Genomic DNA, 20,076 nt, shown 5'->3' on the forward strand with positions numbered 1-20,076 from the left:
AGGGGCTGCAGCGGTAGGCTTCACCGGACGTGACCGCCGGTGAACCGGACGAAACACGGGAAGGCCGATCGCAGCCGTGCACCTGAAGAGCCTGACGCTGAAGGGGTTCAAGTCCTTCGCCTCGGCCACCACGCTGCGCTTCGAACCCGGCATCACCTGCGTCGTCGGCCCCAACGGCTCGGGCAAGTCCAACGTGCTCGACGCGCTGCGCTGGGTGATGGGCGAGCAGGGCGCCAAGGACCTGCGCGGCGGCAAGATGGAGGACGTGATCTTCGCGGGCACCGCGGGCCGCGCCCCGCTGGGCCGCGCCGAGGTCACGCTGACCATCGACAACTCCGACGGCGCGCTGCCGATCGAGTACACCGAGGTCTCCATCACCCGCCGGATGTTCCGCGACGGCGCCAGCGAGTACGAGATCAACGGCAACACCTGCCGGCTGATGGACGTGCAGGAACTGCTGTCGGACTCCGGCATCGGCCGCGAGATGCACGTCATCGTCGGGCAGGGCCAGCTGGCCAGCATCCTGCAGGCCAAGCCGGACGAGAACCGCAGGCTCATCGAAGAGGCCGCGGGCGTGCTCAAACACCGCAAGCGCAAAGAGAAGGCGCTGCGCAAGCTCGACGCGATGCAGGCCAACCTGACCCGGTTGACCGACCTGACCAGCGAGCTGCGCCGCCAGCTCAAACCGCTCGGCAAGCAGGCCGAGATCGCCCGCAAGGCGCAGACCGTGCAGGCCGACCTGCGGGATTCCCGGCTGCGCCTCATCGCCGACGACCTGATCACCGCGCGCGCCGACCTGGCCCGCGACGAAGCGGACCAGGAAACCGCGCGCGCCAAGCGCACCGAGGTCGAGCGCGCCCTGCAGTTCTCGCAGTCCGAGGAGAAGACCCTCGAAGAGCAGGTCGCCGCGGACGCGCCGAGGCTGACCCGCGCGCAGGAGACCTGGTACCGGTTGTCGGCGCTGGAAGAGCGGCTGCACGGCACGCTGCGGCTGGCCGCCGAGCGCCACCGGCATCTGACGGCGCAGACCGAGGAGCACCGCCCCGGCCGCGACCCGGATCAGCTCGACGCCGAGGCGGAAGAGGCCGCGGAGCAGGAGATCGAGCTCCGCGAGCAGGTCGAAGAGGCCCGCGAGGTGCTCAACGAGGTCGTGCTGCGCCGCTCGGAGCTGGAATCCGCGCTGAAGCAGGCCGAACAGGCGCACCTCGCCGCGGTGCGGGCGATCGCCGACCGCCGAGAGGGCGCTGCCCGGCTGTCCGGCCAGGTCGAATCGCTGCGCAGCAAGGTCAGCGACACGGCCGACGAGATCGAGCGGCTGTCCGATTCGCTGGAAGAAGCCACCGGGCGGGCCGAGGAAGCGGAACGCGCGCAGGCCGACGCGGAAGAGGAGAGCGGCGGCTACGACTCCGACGACGCCGGGCTGCAGGAACGCCGCGAAGGCGCAGCCGAAGCGCGCGACGCGGCGCGCGCCCGCGTCGAGGAGCTCGTGAAGGCCGAGCGGACCGCGGAGCGGGAGATCGCGTCCTGGAAGGCGCGGGTCGAAGCGCTGTCGATGGGCCTGCAGCGCAAGGACGGCGCCGGCGCGCTGATGTCGTCGGGCGACCGCGTGCCGGGCCTGCTCGGCACGGTTGCGGCGCTGCTCAGCGTCGAACCGGGTGCGGAGGCCGCGCTCGCCGCGGCGCTGGGCGCGGTCGCCGACGCCGTCGCCGTTCGCGGTGTCACAGACGCGGTGGCGGCCCTGGAACTGCTCAAGGCGGACGAGGCGGGCCGGGCCGGGCTGCTCATCAGTTCCGCCGTGGACGTCGACCGATCTGGATGGCCGCAGCTGACCGGCTCCGCGCGCTGGGCGGTTGACCTGGTCACCGCGCCAGACGGGATGCGCGGGGCTGTGGCCAGGGCGCTCGACAAGGTCGCGGTCGTCGGCGAGTTGGCCGACGCGCAGGAACTCGTGCAGCGCCACCCCGAAGTCCGCGCCGTGACGGCGAACGGCGACGTGCTCGGCGCGCACTGGGCGATCGGCGGTTCCGAAGACCGGCAGAGCACCATCGAGGTGCAGGCCGCTGTCGACGAAGCCGAGCGCGAACTCGCCGCCGCCGGGCGCCGCCTGGAACAGCACTCCGCCGCATTGGAAGGCGCGCGGGCCGAAGAAGAAGCGCGGCGCGCCGAAGTGCGGGCCGTGCAGGAGCAGATCAACGACGCCAAGGTGCGGCGAGCCCGCAGCACCGAACGGCTTTCCAGCCTGCAACGCGCCGCCCGCGCCGCCGTCGCCGACGTCGACCGGATCCGGCAGCAGCGGGTGAAGGTCGAGCAATCCCGCGAACAAGCCCTGGTCAAGCTCACCGAACTCGAAGAGCGGCTGAGCATCGTCAAGTCCGAACAGGACGAAGCGGCGGAGCCGGACACCGGCGAACGCGACCGGCTGGGCACCGAGCTCAACGCCGTGCGGCAGCAGGAAATGGACGCCCGCCTCGGACAGCGCACCGCCGAGGAGCGCGCCCGGGCCGTGCAAGGACGCGCCGACCAGCTGCGTCGCGCAGCGCGCCACGAGCGCGAAGCGCGCGCCCGCGCGGAAGCGGCGCGCAAGGCTCGGGAACGCGCAGCGCGCGTGACCCAGGCCGTGGTCACCGGGGCCGAGACGGCGCTGCAGCGCATCGCGCGGTCGCTGAGCGCCGCGACGGAGGAGCGGGACGTCGCGCAGGCGAAGCAGAGCGAGCACGAGCAGGCGCTCGGCGCCGTGCGAGCGCGCGTGCGCGAGCTCAGCGGGGAGCTGGAGAAGCTGACCGATGCGGTGCACCGCGACGAAGTCGTGCGTGCGGAGCAGCGGTTGCGCATCGAGCAGCTGGAAACCAAGATCATCGAGGATTTCGGGATCGGCCTGGACGACCTGGTCGACGAGTACGGGCCGACCGTGCCGATCCCGCCCGGCCCCGCCGAAATCGCCGAGTACGAGGCGGCCAAGGAGCGCGGCGAGGACGTCAGCCCGCCGCCGCCGATGCCGTTCGACCGGGCCACCCAGGAGCGCCGCGCCAAGCGCGCCGAGAAGGACCTCTCCTTGCTGGGCAAGGTGAATCCGCTGGCGCTGGAGGAGTTCGCCGCGCTGGAGGAGCGCTACAAGTTCCTCTCCACGCAGCTGGAAGACCTCAAGGACAGCCGTCGCGACCTGCTCAGCGTGGTCAAGGAGGTCGACGACAAGATCCTGGAGGTGTTCGCCTCCGCCTTCCACGACGTGGCCGAGGAGTTCGAGACCGTCTTCAAGGTCCTGTTCCCCGGCGGCGACGGGCGGCTGACGCTCACCGACTCCGAGGACATGCTGACCACCGGCGTCGAGGTCGAGGCTCGGCCCCCGGGCAAGAAGGTCAAGCGGCTGTCGCTGCTCTCCGGCGGCGAGAAGTCGCTGACCGCGGTGGCCATGCTGGTGTCCATCTTCCGCGCCCGGCCGTCGCCGTTCTACGTGATGGACGAGGTCGAGGCGGCGCTGGACGACACCAACCTGCGGCGCCTGATCACGCTGCTGGACCAGCTCCGCGAGACCTCGCAGCTGATCATCATCACGCACCAGAAGCCGACCATGGAGATCGCCGACGCCCTGTACGGCGTGACGATGCGCGGCGACGGCATCACGCAGGTGATTTCCCAGCGCCTGCGCGGCGATTCCGGCAAACGGCGCAAGGACGACGCGCCCGACGCGCCGCCCGAGGGCGACGTCGCCGCGGTGCTGGACGGAGCGGCGGCGCCGGAAAGCGTTGCGGGAGAACCGGATCCGGCGCCCGAAGATCAGGCCGACGTGCCGAGGGCGTAGCCGACGCCGAAGGCGACGAGCGCCGCCACCAGCGCGAAGCCGAACACCACCGACCAGCCCGGCCGGGTCGGCGCCCAGCGGGCCGGCTTCGAATCCGGCGGCGAAATCCGCTGCGGTGCAGCACGATGCCACAACTCAGGCCGCCCCAGCTCGGCCCGGCATTCAGCGCACTCCGACAGGTGGGTGCGCACCGTCAGCCATTCGACGTCGCTGAGCACGCCCGCCGAATAAGCGTTGAGCTTCGCCCGCAGATCCGCATGATCCTGCACCGCAGTCCCCATCCGAGCCTCGGTGATCGTTTGGGTAGATCATCGACCCGGTGGGACTTCCGCTGAAGCCCCGGGGGTCGGGCAATGGTGTCGTCGGCCACCTCGGTTCAACCTCAGCAGCGGCATGCGGGACGATGTTTCCGCGGTACGGCGTCGATCCTCGGGGGCAGATGCCGGCCGGACACCGGGCGCGGAGTTCCCGCATCACCCCGAGTGCGGGGTCCCACCAGGTACAGGAGGCTTTCCATGACCAACCCGTACGGCCCCCCGCCGGGGCAGCAGCCGTACCCGCAGCAGGGACCGCCGATGGCGCCGCCCGGCGGCTACGGCCCGCCGTCCGGCCCGATGCCCCAGCAACCGATGCCGCAGCAGCCGATGCAGCAGCCGGGAATGCCGCAGCAGCCGATGCAGCCGCAGATGCAGCCGGGAATGCCGCAGCAGGGCTACCCGCAGCCGCCGGCCCCGGCCGCGCCGCAGGGCCAGCCGATGGCGCCGCCCGCGCCCGGCATGGGACGCATCATGATCGACTGCTCGTACTTCTGGCTGGCGTTCATGCTGATGTTCTTCAAGCCGCAGGTCACCATCAACGGGCAGCCCGGCCCGATCCTGAACTGGGGCAAGACCCCGGTCGACCTGCCGCCCGGCCAGTACCAGATCGGCATCCACGTCAACTACCTGTGGCAGGTCGGCCTCGCGACCGCGGTGATCCCGGTCAACGCCGGTCAGCAGATCGACGTCCACTACGCGGCGCCGGTGATCGTCTTCTTGAACGGTGCCATCGGCCCGACCCCGCAGAAGGCGCCCGGCATGGGCCTGGCCATCGGGATCATGGCCGGCAGCGTCGCGCTGTGCGTCCTGCTCATCCTGCTGTCGATCATCTCGGCCGCCATGGGCTGAGCCGCCCGCCCGCGCCAGCCCGTCGTGACCGCAGTTTCAATTGAAACTGCGGTCACGTCAGCAAGAACCACGCCCTCTCAGGCGTTGTCGGCCTGCTCGACGGCGGCTTCGGGCGCCGGGCGCGGGTGGCGCAACGACAGCAGCCCGCCCACCAACAGCGTCACGATGACGCCGAGCGGCGTGTACCAGGGGAACGCGAGCGACTTCTCGCCGCCTTCGCCGTTCGGGAAGGTCACCCAGAACACGAAGAACAGCACCACCACGAGCGTCGCCACGAACGCGATCACCGCGTCCGCCTGGCGGGCCCGCTTCACCAGCAGCCCCAGCAGGAAAGCGCCCAGCAGCGCGCCGTAGGTGTAGCTGGCGATGCTCAGGCCGACCTCGACCACCGGGTTGTCGGTGCTGCTGAACATCGACGCGAACACCACGAACACCACGGCCCAGACCAGGGTCCAGCCCTTGCCCATCCGCAGGACGGTCGCGTCGTCGAGCTTGCGCTTCGAGATCCGCTGGTAGAGATCGCTCACCGTGGACGTGGACAGCGAGTTCAGCGACGACGCCAGGGTGCTCATCGCCGCGGCCAGGATGCCCGCGATCAGCAGGCCGGACAGCCCGGGCGGCAGGTCGTTGACGATGAACTGCGGGAACAACTCGTCCTTGCTGGCCATGCCCAGGTCCGCCGGCTGGGCGCCCTTGAAGAACGACCACAGCATAGAGCCGATGAACAGGAACAGCGCGAACTGCAGGAACACCACGACGCCGCTGGCGATCAGCGCCCGCTGGCTGTCCCGGAGATTCCGGCAGGCGAGCAGGCGCTGCACCATCAGCTGGTCCGCGCCGTGCGAGGCCATCGCGAACACCGCGCCGCCGATCACGGCGGTGAAGAACGCGTACTGGTCGGTGATGATCGACGACCCGAAGTCGAAGAGCTGGAACTTGCCCTCGGCGAGCGCGGTCGACATCCAGTCCCCGGGCAGCCTGCCGAGCAGCACCACCGCGGCGCAGATCGCGCCGCCGACGTAGACCGCCATCTGGATCGCGTCGACCCACACCACGGCCTTGATGCCGCCGAAGTAGGTGTAGATCACCGTCATGATCGACAGGATCAGCACGATCTGCCAGTACGACATGGTCACGCCGAAGGCCGCCAGCACCACCTTCACCGGGATCGCGGTGGCGAACAGCCGCAGGCCGTCGGCCAGCAGCCGGGTCACCAGGAACGTCACCGACGCGGTGCCCTGCAGGCCGGAACCGAACCGCTGGCCCAGGAACGCGTAGGCGCTGACCAGGTTCCCGGCGTAGTACTTGGGCAGCAGCACGAACGCCACCACGACCCGGCCGATCAGGTAGCCGATCGCGAGCTGGAGGTAGGTGAAGCTGCCGAGGTAGGCCACCGTCGGCACGCTGATCACCGTCAGCGTGGACGTCTCGGTGGCGACCACCGAGAAGCACACCGCCCACCAGGGCAGCTGACGGCTGCCGACGAAGTAGTCCTGCGAGCTGCGTTGCCGGCCGCTGAGCAGCATCCCGAGCACCGGCATCGCGATCAGGTACAACCCGATCACGACTAGGTCGAGAGATCGCATAGCGCCTCCTGTGCGGTGTTGCCGGGCTGCATTCGCAGCCGCCTCGGCTGCTGGTTGGCGGGCTCGGGCAACCGGAGCGGACCGGCTCCCGGGGTGATGCTGCCCAACAGGCGGGGCCCGGCGGCCCCGGTGGTGCCCGGCGCGTTGCCGCTGACGCCGTGCCAGGTGAGGAATCCGAGCAGCGCTGTCAGGTACGCCTCCTTGCCGTCCGCGGGCATGCCGAGGTCGTCGCTGACGACCAGCGGCGCGTCCAACAGGCGACGCAGGGCGGTGAGCAGGACAGGATTGCGCACCCCGCCACCGGACGCAACAACCTTCGCCGCCTGCTCGTTGCGGCAGGCGTCGGCGATGGTGCGCGCGGTGAGCTCGGTCAGCGTCGCCAGCAGGTCGCCGTCGCCGATCTCGGCGGGCAGCTTGTCCAGCGCCCGGGCCAGGTAGTCGGCGTTGAAGTGCTCCTTGCCGGTGGATTTCGGCGCCGGCCGCCGGTAGTAGCCGTCGGCGAGCAGCAGTTCGAGCAGTTCGGCGTGGATGGTGCCGCTCGCGGCGATGCGCCCGTCGGTGTCCTGCGGCGTGCCGGTGATCCGGCCCGCCGCGAGGTCGATCAGCGCGTTCCCGGGGCCGGTGTCGTAGGCCAGCGGCCGCCGCCCGCCGACCACGGTGATGTTGGCGATGCCGCCGATGTTCAGCGCGACGGTCGTGCCGGGCTCGTCGGCCAGCCACAGCGCGTCGAACACGCCCGCCAGCGGGGCGCCCTGGCCGCCGGCGGCGACGTCGCGGGCCCGCAGGTCGGCCACCACCGGCAGGCCGGTGGCCTCGGCGATCCACGCGGGCTGCCCGATCTGCAGGGTGCCGCGCGCCCGCCCGCTGCCCTGGACCCAGTGGTAGATCGTCTGCCCGAGCGACGCCACGAAGTCGGCATGGCCGCCCGCGAGCTCGATGCCGAGCCGGGCCGCGGCCGCGAACTGCTGCCCGATGTAGGTGTCGAGCCGGCACAGGTCTTCGGCGCTGCAACCGGCCGGCGGGAGCACGGCGCGGAGCTTCTCGTGCAGCGCGTCGGGGTAGGGGAGCACGGTGGCGCCGAGCGGGCGGAGTTGCACGGTGTCGCCGTCCAGCCGCAGCTCGGCCACGGCCACGTCGACGCCGTCCATCGACGTGCCGGAGAGCAGACCGATCACGCGCAACCAACCCACATGTGTGGTCTATTGCACAGCGCATGGTAAATGCAAGCGTCTCGCGCGCATTGTTGGTGATTTGCTCACTTGGTGTGCCGGGCGCGTTCCGAGGCCGGTATGACCAGGTGGGAGGATGGGCGAGTGACCACCGAGAACCTGATTCTGATCATCGTCGCCGTCGTGGTGGTGCTGGCGATCGCCGTGGTCGCCGGCGTCGTGCTGAACCGCCGACGGCGGATCAGCCTGAGCGAACGGGACGAGACCGAGGGCCAGGCCGAGTCCGTCAAGGGCGGCGGGTACCGCGCCGACGGCGGGATCAGCCTGTCCAGCGGCGGCACCACCACGGCGGCCCCGCCGGAGCATCCGGCGGGCGAGCGCACCGAGGTGGAGGGCCAGCCCGGCGTCGGCGACGACGCGGCGGTACCCCGCGACACCGAGCGACGCGGCATCGTGGACGTGCCCCTGCCGGACGGCGGCACGGTGACCGAGGAGCCGCCGGTCAAGGAGCCGCCGACCGAAGCGCCGGTCGAAGCGCCGGTCGAGGTTCCGGAGCAGGAGCGCGCCGAACCGGTGCCGGAGCCGGCGCCCGCGGTGCCGGAGGAGATCGAGGAGATCGAGCCGACCTCGGGCCGGCTGGAGCGGCTGCGCGGCCGGCTCTCCCGCTCCCGGTCGACGTTCGGCCAGGGCCTGCTGGGCCTGCTCGGCGCGGGCGACCTGGACGAGGACTCCTGGGAGGAGATCGAGGACACCCTCCTGCTGGCCGACCTGGGCGCGGCGACCACCACGGAGATCACCGAGCGGCTGCGCACCGAGATCGCCACGCGCGGCGTCCGCACCCCGGACGAGGCGCGCGCGCTGCTGCGCGAGGTGCTGGTGGACGCCCTCGGCCCGGACATGGAGCGCGCGGTGCGCGCGCTGCCGCACGGCAACCCGGCCGACGGCGGCAAGCCGGCCGTGGTGCTGGTCGTCGGCGTCAACGGCACCGGCAAGACCACGACCACCGGCAAGCTGGCGCGGGTGCTCGTCGCGGACGGCCGGACGGTCCTGCTCGGCGCGGCCGACACCTTCCGCGCCGCGGCCGTCGAGCAGCTCGCCACCTGGGGCCACCGGGTGGGCGCCGAGGTGGTGCGCGGCAAGGAGGGCGCCGACCCGGCGAGCGTGGCGTTCGAGGCGGTCAGCCGCGGCAGCGACACGGCCGTGGACGCGGTGCTGGTCGACACGGCCGGCCGCCTGCACACCAAGACCGGCCTGATGGACGAGCTGGGCAAGGTCAAGCGCGTCGTGGAGAAGAAGGCCCAGGTCGACGAGGTCCTGCTGGTGCTGGACGCGACGACGGGCCAGAACGGCATGACCCAGGCGCGGGTGTTCTCCGACGTGGTGGACGTGACGGGCATCGTGCTCACCAAGCTCGACGGCACGGCCAAGGGCGGCATCGTCTTCCAGGTCCAGCGGGAACTGGGTGTCCCGGTGAAGCTGGTGGGCCTCGGCGAAGGCCCGGACGACCTGGCCCCCTTCGAGCCGGGAGCCTTCGTGGACGCCCTCCTCGGCTGAGAAGTCCCGAGAGCAGCCCTCGCGCCAAAGCGCGGGGGCTGTTCGTTTTTCCGAAACCGGTCCGTCCCGGGAAAATTTGTCTGACGACTGATGTCTGGCCTATGGTTCACCCGGAGGTGTTGGCATGCGGGTTGTGGGGCACCGGTCCTCGGTGGACGAGGTCATCGCCGCGCTCAACGAGCAGCTCTCCGCCGGGGCCTGGGCTCCCGGCGAGCGGATTCCGACCGAGCTGGAGCTGGTCGCCGAGCTGGGCGTCAGCCGGACCGTCGTCCGGGAGGCCGTGCGCGCGCTCGTGCACCTCGAGCGGCTGGAATCCCGGCAGGGCGCCGGGACGTTCGTCGTGTCCACCGCCGATCCGGCGCCGATGCTGCGGCAGCTGCGGCTCGCCGAGGTCCGGGACGTCTTCGAGGTGCAGCTCGCCTACGACGTGCAGGCCGCCCGGTTGGCCGCGATGCGTCGCGACGACGCCGACATCCAGCGGCTGTGCGAGCTGCTCGACCTCCGCGACCGCGCGGACTCGCCCGAGACCTTCGCCGCCGCCGACGTCGACTTCCACGTCGCGGTTGTGGCGGCGGCGCGCAACCCGGTGCTCTCGGAGATGTACCGCTACCTCAGCGAACGCCTCCAGGAGAGCCTGGAAACGGTCCGCGCCGACGCCGCGTTGTCCGAAGGCGGACCGGTCACGCACCGGGCGCTGCTGGACGCCATCGTCGACGGCGACCCGGAGGCCGCCGCGGCGGCTGCGCATGCCGTGATCGAGCCGAGCCTGACGTCCCTCGGGGGCGTTCTCGAGGAGAGAGGAAACGCGCAGTGAGCACCCGAGTCCAGCAGGCACCGGCGTCCCCGGTGGGCACCGCCGCGGCCGCCACCCTGGTGCTGGTCGTGCTGGTGGCGCTGGCGCTTCGGCCGCCGTTCACCGCGGTCGCGCCGCTGCTGGAGCAGATCCAGCAAGACCTGGGCGTGTCGAACACCTTCGGCGGCGTGCTGACCACGCTGCCCGTGGTGTGCCTGGGGGTGTTCGCGTTCGTCGCGCCGAAGCTCCGGCAGCGCTTCGGCGACGAGAAGGTGCTCGTCGGCTGCCTGATCGTGCTGCTGGTCGGCAACTCGCTGCGCGCGCTGGGGTCGATCTGGACGCTGCTGGCCGGGACCGTCGTGGTCGGCGCCGGGATCGCGGTGGCGAACGTGGCGCTGCCGGGCCTGATCAAGCGGGACTTCCCGCACAAGGTGCCGGTGATCACGGCGGTCTACACGATGTGCCTGACGCTGGGCGGCGCGATCGCGGCGAGCGTGGTCGTGCCGATCGGCGGCGTGCTGGCGTCGGCCTGGCGCGCTCCGCTCGGGCTCCTCGCGCTGCCCGTCCTGCTGGCCCTGGTGATCAGCATCTTCGCGCTGCGGCGCAGCTCCGGCGCGCGGCCGCAGCCGTCCAGCGGCGGCCGGTTGTGGCGGAACCCGCTGGCCTGGCAGGTCACCGTCTTCATGGGCGTGCAGTCGGCGATGGCCTACGTCACGTTCGGCTGGCTGCCGACGATGCTGCAGAGCCGGGGCATGGGTGCCGGGCTCGCCGGCCTGGCGCTGGGCATCCAGGCCGCGGTGCAGGCCGTCGGCTCGATGAGCGTGCCCGTGCTGTGCCATCGGCTCCGCGACCAGCGGTTGATCGCCGTGGTGCTGGCGGTGCTGCTCATGCTCGGCTTCACCGGGATCCTCGTCGGCCCGACCGCCTGGCTGTGGCCGGCGGTGGTCGTGCTCGGCCTGGCGCAGGGCGCGTCGTTCGGCTTGGCGCTGACGCTGTTCGGGCTGCGCTCGCCGGACAGCGACACCACGACGGCGCTGTCCGGGATGGCGCAGGGCGGCGGGTACCTCATCGCCGCGGCCGGTCCGCTGCTGATCGGATTGCTGCACGACATGACCGGCGGCTGGATCGCGCCGCTCGTGCTGCTGCTGGGCTGCTCGACGATCTGGCTCATCGCGGGCCTGCTCGCCGGGCGGCCGGTCCAGGTGCCTTCGGTGCTCGACGGCGCAACGCGGCGGTGACCTCACAACGCCGCTGTTACCGGCGGTGAGCTGGATTTCACCGCCGCGTAACAGCGGAGCGGGCCGTCGGAAACAGGCATTCCCCAGGATGCGGGCCAACTCGGTCGTATCGGGGAGGCAATGTGAATTCAGGCGACACCGCATGGGTGCTCATGAGCGCGGCGCTGGTCCTGCTCATGACCCCGGGTCTGGCGTTCTTCTACGGCGGCATGGTGCGCTCCCGCGGCGTGCTCAACATGTTGATGATGAGCCTCGGCAGCATCGGCGTGGTGGGCGTGCTGTGGGTGCTCATCGGCTACTCGACCGCGTTCGGCTCCGACATCGGCGGGGTCGGCCTGCTCGGCAACCCGGCCGAGTTCTTCGGGCTGAGCTCGCTGCTCGGCGGGGACCACGTCTCTGGCAGCATCCCGACACTGGCGTTCGTCGGCTTCCAAGCAATGTTCGCGATCATCACCGTGGCGCTGATCTCCGGCGCGATCGCCGACCGGGCCCGCTTCGGCCCGTGGCTGCTGTTCGCCGGGCTGTGGGCCGTGGTGGTGTACTTCCCGGTCGCGCACTGGGTGTTCGCCTTCGACACCGAGGACGACGCGGGCAACGTGACCGCCGTCGGCGGCTGGATCGCCAACCGGCTGGCCGCGATCGACTTCGCCGGCGGCACCGCGGTGCACATCAACGCGGGCGCCGCCGCGCTGGCCCTGGTGCTGGTGCTCGGCAAGCGCAAGGGCTGGCCGAAGGATCCGGGCAAGCCGCACAACCTGCCGTTCGTTGTGCTCGGCGCGGGCCTGCTGTGGTTCGGCTGGTTCGGGTTCAACGCCGGTTCGGCGCTGGCGGCCAACACCACCGCCGCGGTCACGCTGGTGAACACCCTGGTGGCGACCAGCGCCGCGATGCTCGGCTGGCTGCTCGTCGAGCGCATCCGCGACGGCCACGCGACCACGCTCGGCGCCGCGTCCGGCATCGTCGCGGGCCTCGTGGCGATCACCCCGGCCTGCTCCTCGGTGACGCCGCTGGGCGCGATCGCGATCGGCGCGATCACCGGCGCGGTGTGCGCGCTCGCGGTGAGCCTGAAGTACCGGTTCGGCTACGACGACTCGCTGGACGTCGTCGGCGTGCACCTGGTCGGCGGCCTGCTGGGCACGCTGCTCATCGGCCTGTTCGCCTCGTCGGCCGCCCCGGCCGGGGTGGACGGCCTGTTCTACGGCGGCGGGCTCGACCAGTTGTGGCGGCAGGCGGTCGGCGCGATCGCGGTGCTCGCCTACTCCTTCGTGCTCAGCCTGGTGCTGGCGCTGCTGGTCAAGGCGGTCGTGGGGTTCCGGCTGAGCGCCGAGGACGAGGCCGTGGGCATCGACGAGACCGAGCACGCCGAGACCGCTTACCACTTCGGCGACGACCGTTCCGCGCGACGCCGGTCCGCGGCGCCCGCCGACGAGGTCGAACGCAAGCTGGAGGGCAGCCGCGCATGAAGTTGGTGACCGCGATCGTCCAACCGTCCAAGTTGGACGATCTGAAGGAGGCGCTGGGTCGGCTCGGGGTGCTGGGCATGACCGTCAGCGAGGCGCAGGGCTACGGGCGCCAGAAGGGCCACACGGAGGTCTACCGGGGCGCCGAGTACGCCGTGGACTTCATCGAGAAGCTGCGCGTCGAGGTCCTCGTCGACGACTCCGATGTGGACAAGGCCGTGGACGGGATCGTGACCGCTGTGCGCACCGGCCGGGTCGGCGACGGCAAGGTCTGGGTCACCTCGGTGGACACCGTGGTCCGGGTGCGCACCGGGGAGACCGGGGTCGAGGCGATCTGACCCGCTTCCCGACCGAGCAGGAGGGCGCCGCCGATCGTTCGATCGGCGGCGCCCTCCGCGTTCTGCCGCCTCCACCTGAGTGGATTTCGCCGGATCTCTCGGTGGCGAGTGCGTAACACTACGCAGCCGTACTCAGGGAGCTTCACGGTCTCGCCGGGCCCGCTCGGACGGCAGACTCCTAAGTGCGACGCGGCAACAAGGGGGAACCGGAGGGGGCCCCGCCTGTACTGGGGGTCGGGCGGGAAACACCGGGCTTCGCGTTCGCGACGGGGGAGCCGCGTGGGTGGCCGAAGGGACACGGTCGCCCACGCGGATCGGGTGCGATATCTCGTGGCGCCCCAGGGGGATGGTGAGGAAGGCGGTTCGTTCGGGGGGGAGCGAGCCGCCTTCCGCTCTTGTGTTCGGTGGCGTTGCGCACTCGGGCCATCCGCCAAGATCGATCACGCGTAACCTGGACGCCGTCGTGGACATATCGGACGTACTCCCCTCGGCCACCAGCCCGCCGCCGACGGTGCGCATCGGGCGGCGTTCGCTCGTCGTCCTGGCCGGCCTGCCGGGCGCGGGCAAGAGCACGGTGCTCGGAAAGCTCCGCGGTGGCGCGGACATCTCGACGCTGGACTCCGACCAGGTCCGCACCGTCCTGCGCAAGGTCCTGCCGAGCAGCCTGCCCTACCGCTACTACCGCCCGCTGGTGCACCTGGTGCACCGCAGCCGCATCGCCTGGCGGTGCGCGCGCACGCCTGGGCCGGTCGTCGCGCACGAGCCCGCGACCCGCGCCACCACCCGCGCGTTGCTGCTGACCTTCGCCTGGCTCACCGGGCGGCAGCGGGTGCTGGTGTGGCTGCACGTGGACCCGCGCGAGGCGCTGGCCGGGCAGCGGGCGCGCGGGCGGCTGATCAGGCCTGGATCGTTCCTCCGGCACGTGCACCGCGCCGACCGGATGCACCAGCAGCTGCGCGACGGCGCGACGCCGCGGGGCTGGCACCGGGTGCACCTGTTCACCCGGAACCAGGTCGCCGACGGCCTCCGGCTGGACGTCGGGGCGTGACTTGCGTCCCGTTGTGCCGGGCCACCGCCCCACGCCCCGATGGCGATCGCTAGGGTGGATGTTCGGCGCAACGGCAGGATGCCGCGGCGCCAGGCTGAGAATGATCGAGCTGCGGGTGACTGGCAACAGGGTGTGCGTCCAGCTGAGCGCGCGGTTCGAAATGCGCAAGCGGCGCCCCGCGGCGATCTAGGGCTTCCGAGCCGACGCCTCGCCGATCACCCCGGACCCCGGGCGGGTAGTTGCAGGGCCGTTTCCGCAGACCATCAGCCCCCTGCCGAGTCCACCGAGGAGATCCGCTTCCAGCATGTCGACATTCGACGAACTTGACCTTGACCCGCGCGTCCGCCAGACCCTCACCGAGATCGGCTACGAGACCCCGTCGCCGATCCAGGAGAAGACCATCCCGCTGCTGCTGGAGGGTCGCGACGTGCTGGGCCTGGCCCAGACCGGCACCGGCAAGACCGCCGCGTTCGCGCTGCCGATCCTGTCCCGCCTCGACCTCGACGCCACCGGCCCGCAGGCCCTGGTGCTCGCGCCCACCCGCGAGCTGGCGATCCAGGTCTCCGAGGCGTTCCAGCGCTACGCCGCGCACATCCCCGGCTTCCACGTGCTGCCGATCTACGGCGGCACCAGCTACGGCCCGCAGCTCGCCGGCCTGCGCCGCGGCGCGCACGTCATCGTCGGCACCCCCGGCCGGTTGATCGACCACCTGGAGAAGGGCTCGCTCGACCTGACCGGGCTCAAGAACCTGGTGCTCGACGAGGCCGACGAGATGCTGCGGATGGGCTTCATCGAGGACGTGGAGAAGATCCTGCAGTCCGTGCCGGCCAGCCGGCAGGTGGCGCTGTTCTCCGCGACCATGCCCGGCGCGATCCGCAAGATCAGCCAGAACTACCTCAACGAGCCGGTCGAGATCTCGGTCAAGACCAAGACCAGCACCGCGACCAACATCAACCAGCGGCACGTCCCGGTGCGCGCGGCGAGCAAGCTGGACGCGCTGACCCGGATCCTCGAGGTCGAGTCGTTCGACGCGATGATCGTGTTCGTCCGCACCAAGCAGCTCACCGAGGAACTCGCCGAGAAGCTGCAGGCCCGCGGCTTCAGCGCGGCGGCGATCAACGGCGACATCGCGCAGGCGCAGCGCGAGCGCACCATCGGTCACCTCCGGGACGGCAAGATCGACATCCTGGTGGCCACCGACGTCGCCGCGCGCGGCCTCGACGTCGAGCGCATCTCGCACGTGCTCAACTACGACATCCCGCACGACACCGAGTCCTACGTGCACCGCGTCGGCCGCACCGGCCGGGCCGGGCGCAGCGGGGAGGCGATCCTGTTCGTCTCGCCGCGCGAGCGGCACATGCTGCGGTCCATCGAGCGGGCCACCCGGCAGCAGATCCCGCAGATGGAGCTGCCCACCATCGACGCGGTCAACGACCGTCGGCTGGCCAAGTTCGCGCAGAGCATCACCGACACCCTCGCCAAGGGCGGCCTGGAGGTCTTCCAGGACCTGGTGGCGGAGTACGAGCGGACCCACGACGTGCCGGCCGCGGAGATCGCCGCGGCGCTGGCAGCCATGGCGCAGGGCGACCGGCCGCTGCTGCTGGACCCGGAGCCCGTCGAGCCGCCGGCCCGCCGCGACGGCCCGTCGTTCCACCCGGGCAACTCGGACACCGAGACCTACCGGGTCGAGGTCGGCCGCCGCAACCGGGTCACCCCGCGGGCCCTGGTCGGGGCGCTGGCCAACGAGGGCGGCCTGCCCAGCAAGCACATCGGGCACATCGACATCCGCAACGAGCACACCCTGATCGAACTGCCTGCCGACCTGCCGGAGGAGCTGCTCAGCAAGCTGCGCAACACCCAGGTGGCCGGGCGGGGCCTGCGGATCAGCCGCGCCGACGGCGAGTTCATCAACCGCCGCCCGCGCCGCCCCGGCCGGGACGGTGCCCGGGACCGCGACCGCGACAAGCCGCGCCCGCACCGCAAGGGCCAGCGCTCGCCGCAGTCCCGCGCGACGGGCGGCAAGCGCCGCGAGGACTACTCGCACAGCTGAGCGGACGGCCGGCCGATTTCCAGGTAAATCGGCCGGCCCCACCGGGTGACGGCGCCGCCGGGTTCGCGGCCCTCGATCACGCTGGGGTCACGCTCCTGGCGGCAGGTGACCCGGTGGCCACGTCATTTCTCGTGAAATTGCGCTTCCTAGCCCACGCCGGGCCGGTGACCCGGCCGGTTACCCTCGCATAGGTACCCAGGTACATCCCTCGACTCTGGAGCCCGTGAACCCGTGTTCGACACTCTCTCCGACCGGCTCACCTCGGTCCTGACGAACCTGCGCGGCAAGGGGCGGCTGTCCGACGCGGACATCGACGCCACCGCGCGGGAGATCCGCATCGCCCTGCTCGAAGCCGACGTGGCGCTTCCCGTGGTGCGCAACTTCATCACGGGTGTCAAGGAGCGCGCCAAGGGTGCCGAGGTCTCGCAGGCGCTGAACCCGGCGCAGCAGGTCATCAAGATCGTCAACGAGGAGCTCGTCACCATCCTCGGCGGCGAGACCCGGCGGCTGGAGTTCGCGAAGACGCCGCCGACCGTGATCATGCTGGCGGGTCTGCAGGGTTCCGGTAAGACGACGCTGGCAGGCAAGCTCGCCAAGTGGCTCGCCGGGCAGGGCCACACGCCGCTGCTGGTGGCCTGCGACCTGCAGCGCCCGAACGCGGTGAACCAGCTGCAGGTGGTCGGGGAGCGCGCCGGGGTGCCGGTGTACGCGCCGGAGCCCGGCAACGGCGTCGGCGACCCGGTCGAGGTGTCCCGCCGCAGCATCGACGAGGCCCGCCGGGCGCAGCACGACATCGTCATCGTCGACACCGCCGGCCGGCTGGGCATCGACGAAGAGATGATGAAGCAGGCCGCCGACATCCGGGACGCGATCACCCCGGACGAGACCCTGTTCGTGCTGGACGCGATGATCGGCCAGGACGCGGTGAACACCGCGCAGGCCTTCCGCGACGGCGTCGGGTTCTCCGGCGTGGTGCTGACCAAGCTCGACGGCGACGCCCGCGGTGGTGCCGCGCTGTCGGTCCGCGAGGTCACCGGCCAGCCGATCATGTTCGCCTCCAGCGGCGAGAAGCTGGAGGACTTCGACGTCTTCCACCCGGACCGGATGGCCAACCGGATCCTGGGCATGGGCGACCTGCTCACCCTCATCGAGCAGGCCGAGCAGGCATTCGACCAGGAGCAGGCCGAGCAGGCCGCGCAGAAGCTCGGCACCGGCCAGCTGACGCTGGAGGACTTCCTGGAGCAGATGCAGGCGGTCCGCCGGATGGGCCCGCTGCAGAACCTGCTGGGCATGCTGCCGGGCGCGGGCCAGATGAAGGAGCAGCTGGCCAACTTCGACGAGAAGAGCCTGGACCGCATTCAGGCGATCATCCGCGGTATGACGCCCGCCGAGCGGGCCGACCCGAAGATCATCAACGCGTCCCGCCGCCAGCGCATCGCGCGCGGTTCCGGCGTCGCCATCAGCGAGATCAACGACCTGGTCAACCGGTTCTTCGAAGCCCGCAAGATGATGCAGCAGATGGCGGGCGGCTTCGGCTTCGGCGGTGGCGGGGGCAGCAAGAACCGCAAGGGCAAGAAGGGGAAGAAGGGCAAGAAGGGGCGCGGCCCGACGCAGCCCAAGGGCATGCGCGGCCTGCCCGGTGGTTTCCCCGGCCTGCCGCCGGGCGGCATGGGCATGCCGGGCGCGGGCCCGGACCTGTCCAAGCTGGAGGGCGGCATGAACGACCTGCCCGCCGGTTTCGACCCGTCGAAGCTGAACTTCGGCAAGAAGAAGTGACCGCCCTGCACCTGCGCGCCGTCGTACTTCCAGACGGCGCGCAGCGGCAGCTGTGGGTGCAGGACGGCCGGATCAGCCTGGACCCGGTGCCCGGCGCCGAGACGGTGTTCGACGGCGGCTTCGTGCTGCCGGGCCTGGTCGACGCGCACTGCCACGTCGGCATCGGCCCCGAGGGGCCGGTGGAGCTCGACGAGGCGGTGGCGCAGGCGGAGGCCGACCGCGACGCCGGCACGCTGCTCATCCGCGACTGTGGCGCGCCGGTCGACACCCGGTCGCTGCAGGAACGCGAGGACCTGCCCAGGATCATCCGGGCCGGGAAGCACCTGGCGCGGCCCAAGCGCTACATCCCGTATCTGGCCGATCAGCTGGATCACGAGGAGCAGCTGCCCGCCGCGGTCGCCGAGCAGGTCGCGTACGGCGACGGGTGGATCAAGCTCGTCGGCGACTGGATCGACCGGTCGGTGGGCGACCTCGCGCCGCTGTGGAGCGACGAGGTGCTGGCCGAGGCGATCGCGACGGCGCACCGGCTGGGCGCGCGGGTCACCGCGCACGTGTTCGGCGAGGACGCGCTGCCCGGCCTGATCAACGCCGGGATCGACTGCATCGAGCACGGCACCGGGCTCACCGACGACACGATCGAGCTGATGGCCCGCAACGGCACGGCGCTCGTTCCGACGCTGATCAACATCGAGAACTTCCCGTCGTTCGCGTCGGCCGCGACCAAGTACCCGGCCTACGCGGCGCACATGACCGACCTCTACGAGCGGGCCGACCGGACGGTCGCGAAGGCGATCGAGGCGGGCATCCCGGTGTACGCGGGAACCGACGCCGGCGGCGGCATCGAGCACGGCCTGCTGGCCGACGAGGTGCGCGCGCTGCACCGGGTCGGGATGTCCACCGAGCAGGCGCTCGGCGCGGCGTCGTGGGCCGCGCGCGAGTGGCTGGGCTGGTCCGGGCTGCAGCACGGTGCCGCGGCCGACTTGGTCTGCTACGACGCGGACCCGCGCAAGGACCTGTCGGTCCTGGACCACCCGACGCGGATCGTCCTGCGCGGCAACGTCGTCGGCTGACTCCCGCCGCAGCTACCCGATGTGATCTTCCTCGCGCCAACCGCAGGTCGTGGAGGCGGTGCCGCTCCTGGTGGATGCTTAGGGTGAGCCCGGCAGAGGGGAGCGCAGCGTGGGCGAACAGCCCGAGCAGGAGCCGCGGGAGTTCCCGAAGAACCTCGGGGAACCGATGCGCCCGGTGGAGGACACCACCGACGCCGAGCTGCACCCCCGCTTCTGGGAGGCGCAGCGAGCCGCGGCGCGCCGCGGCTCGCTGGCGTGGGGGTTCGCAGCGTTCTTCATCGGCTACGGCGGCTACTACCTGACCGTGCTGATCCTCAACGCCGTCAGGCCGTCCCGGGCCGGCGGGTTCGATCCGACGACGCCGCCCAACACCGGCCCGCTGCTGTTGCTGGCCTTCGCCCCGAACATCCTGCTCGGCCTGGTGCCCGCGGTGTTCTCGTGGTGGCGCGGCAGGGGGCTGCGCTCGGATTTCGGCATCCTGCCGAAGCGCCGCGACTTCAAGGTGGGCCTGGCCTGCGGGGGCATCGCGCTGCTCGGCTCCTGGGCGTTGACGCTCGTGATCATCGCCATCGCCGGCCCGCCCCCGGAAACCGACCTGGCGCGGCTGATGCAGGGCGAGCGGACCGTCTGGCTGTTCCTGTTCGCGCTGTTCGCCTTCCTCGGCGCGCCGCTGACCGAGGAACTGCTGATGCGCGGCGCGCTCTGGGGCGCTCTGGAGCACTACCGCATCCCGCGGTACGCGATCCTGGTGCTGACCGCCTTGATCTTCGCCCTGATTCATCAGGAGGTGTGGCGCACGCCGGTGTTGTTCTTCGGCGGCCTCGCGATCGGCGCGGCGCGGATGATCACCGGCCGGGTGGCTGCGAGCATGATCGCGCACGCGACGAACAACTTCCTGCCCGCACTGCTGCTGTTCGCCATCGCCCGATGAATATCGCTGCCGTTGGCCGCACCGCCGGGGGTAACCTGGCGGCTCCGCCGGCGTCCGCACGCCGATACGGCCAGGAAGATGGCCGCCGACCGGCACCA

At 71.4% G+C, this 20,076-nt stretch carries 15 protein-coding genes; 12 read left to right on the forward strand and 3 right to left on the reverse strand.

Annotation, left to right across the window (positions count from 1 at the left end):
- The first annotated feature begins 76 nt into the window (after positions 1–76).
- Positions 77–3,799 (forward strand): chromosome segregation protein SMC, encoded by a 3,723-nt coding sequence (gene smc / locus BLW84_RS07350; RefSeq protein WP_245760996.1) that lies wholly within the window; start codon positions 77–79, stop codon positions 3,797–3,799.
- Here the strand turns inward: smc and BLW84_RS49825 are convergent.
- On the reverse strand, positions 3,775–4,068 hold the full coding sequence (locus BLW84_RS49825) for an anti-sigma factor (protein ID WP_143060883.1): 294 nt from the start codon (positions 4,066–4,068) through the stop codon (positions 3,775–3,777). The genes smc and BLW84_RS49825 overlap by 25 nt on opposite strands.
- 246 nt (positions 4,069–4,314) lie before the next feature.
- Here BLW84_RS49825 and BLW84_RS07360 point away from each other — a divergent pair, with 246 nt between their 5' ends.
- A complete protein-coding gene (locus tag BLW84_RS07360) occupies positions 4,315–4,965 on the forward strand; it encodes a hypothetical protein (protein ID WP_093262741.1) in 651 nt (216 codons plus the stop codon).
- A gap of 77 nt (positions 4,966–5,042) precedes the next feature.
- On the opposite strand, the gene BLW84_RS07365 is transcribed toward BLW84_RS07360, so the two are convergent.
- Together BLW84_RS07365 and BLW84_RS07370 are read right to left on the reverse strand one after the other, a co-directional pair.
- A complete protein-coding gene (locus BLW84_RS07365; protein WP_093262743.1) occupies positions 5,043–6,551 on the reverse strand; it encodes a sodium:solute symporter in 1,509 nt (502 codons plus the stop codon).
- The gene (locus BLW84_RS07370) at positions 6,533–7,741 is read right to left on the reverse strand and encodes an anhydro-N-acetylmuramic acid kinase (RefSeq protein WP_093262744.1); all 1,209 of its coding nucleotides are present in this window, start codon (positions 7,739–7,741) and stop codon (positions 6,533–6,535) included. The genes BLW84_RS07365 and BLW84_RS07370 overlap by 19 nt, the downstream gene beginning before the upstream one ends.
- Positions 7,742–7,840: 99 nt before the next feature.
- On the opposite strand from BLW84_RS07370, the gene ftsY reads away from it, so the two are divergent.
- From ftsY to BLW84_RS07420, 10 genes are all read left to right on the forward strand, one after another.
- Entirely contained in the window at positions 7,841–9,274 is a 1,434-nt protein-coding gene (gene ftsY / locus BLW84_RS07375; RefSeq protein WP_093262746.1) for a signal recognition particle-docking protein FtsY, read from the forward strand.
- 124 nt (positions 9,275–9,398) lie between these two features.
- Entirely contained in the window at positions 9,399–10,088 is a 690-nt protein-coding gene (locus BLW84_RS07380; protein ID WP_093262751.1) for a FadR/GntR family transcriptional regulator, read from the forward strand.
- Entirely contained in the window at positions 10,085–11,305 is a 1,221-nt protein-coding gene (locus BLW84_RS07385) for a CynX/NimT family MFS transporter (protein ID WP_093262753.1), read from the forward strand. Before BLW84_RS07380 ends, BLW84_RS07385 begins: the two co-directional genes overlap by 4 nt.
- Positions 11,306–11,427: 122 nt before the next feature.
- A complete protein-coding gene (locus BLW84_RS07390) occupies positions 11,428–12,768 on the forward strand; it encodes an ammonium transporter (protein WP_093262758.1) in 1,341 nt (446 codons plus the stop codon).
- Positions 12,765–13,103: a P-II family nitrogen regulator gene (locus BLW84_RS07395; RefSeq protein WP_093262759.1), complete on the forward strand. Its 339-nt coding sequence runs from the start codon at positions 12,765–12,767 to the stop codon at positions 13,101–13,103. Before BLW84_RS07390 ends, BLW84_RS07395 begins: the two co-directional genes overlap by 4 nt.
- Positions 13,104–13,566: 463 nt before the next feature.
- A complete protein-coding gene (locus BLW84_RS07400) occupies positions 13,567–14,151 on the forward strand; it encodes an AAA family ATPase (protein ID WP_093262760.1) in 585 nt (194 codons plus the stop codon).
- A gap of 304 nt (positions 14,152–14,455) precedes the next feature.
- Positions 14,456–16,201, forward strand: coding sequence for a DEAD/DEAH box helicase (locus BLW84_RS07405; protein ID WP_093262761.1), 1,746 nt, complete (start codon positions 14,456–14,458; stop codon positions 16,199–16,201).
- 231 nt (positions 16,202–16,432) lie between these two features.
- Positions 16,433–17,977, forward strand: coding sequence for a signal recognition particle protein (gene ffh / locus BLW84_RS07410; protein WP_093262762.1), 1,545 nt, complete (start codon positions 16,433–16,435; stop codon positions 17,975–17,977).
- Complete coding sequence (locus tag BLW84_RS07415; protein ID WP_093262763.1) at positions 17,974–19,047, forward strand: metal-dependent hydrolase family protein; 1,074 nt, start codon at positions 17,974–17,976, stop codon at positions 19,045–19,047. The genes ffh and BLW84_RS07415 overlap by 4 nt, the downstream gene beginning before the upstream one ends.
- Positions 19,048–19,156: 109 nt before the next feature.
- The gene (locus tag BLW84_RS07420; protein ID WP_093262764.1) at positions 19,157–19,978 is read left to right on the forward strand and encodes a CPBP family intramembrane glutamic endopeptidase; all 822 of its coding nucleotides are present in this window, start codon (positions 19,157–19,159) and stop codon (positions 19,976–19,978) included.
- The last annotated feature ends 98 nt before the right edge of the window (positions 19,979–20,076 follow it).

The organism is Saccharopolyspora shandongensis (assembly GCF_900106995.1).
GTDB lineage: Bacteria > Actinomycetota > Actinomycetes > Mycobacteriales > Pseudonocardiaceae > Saccharopolyspora > Saccharopolyspora shandongensis.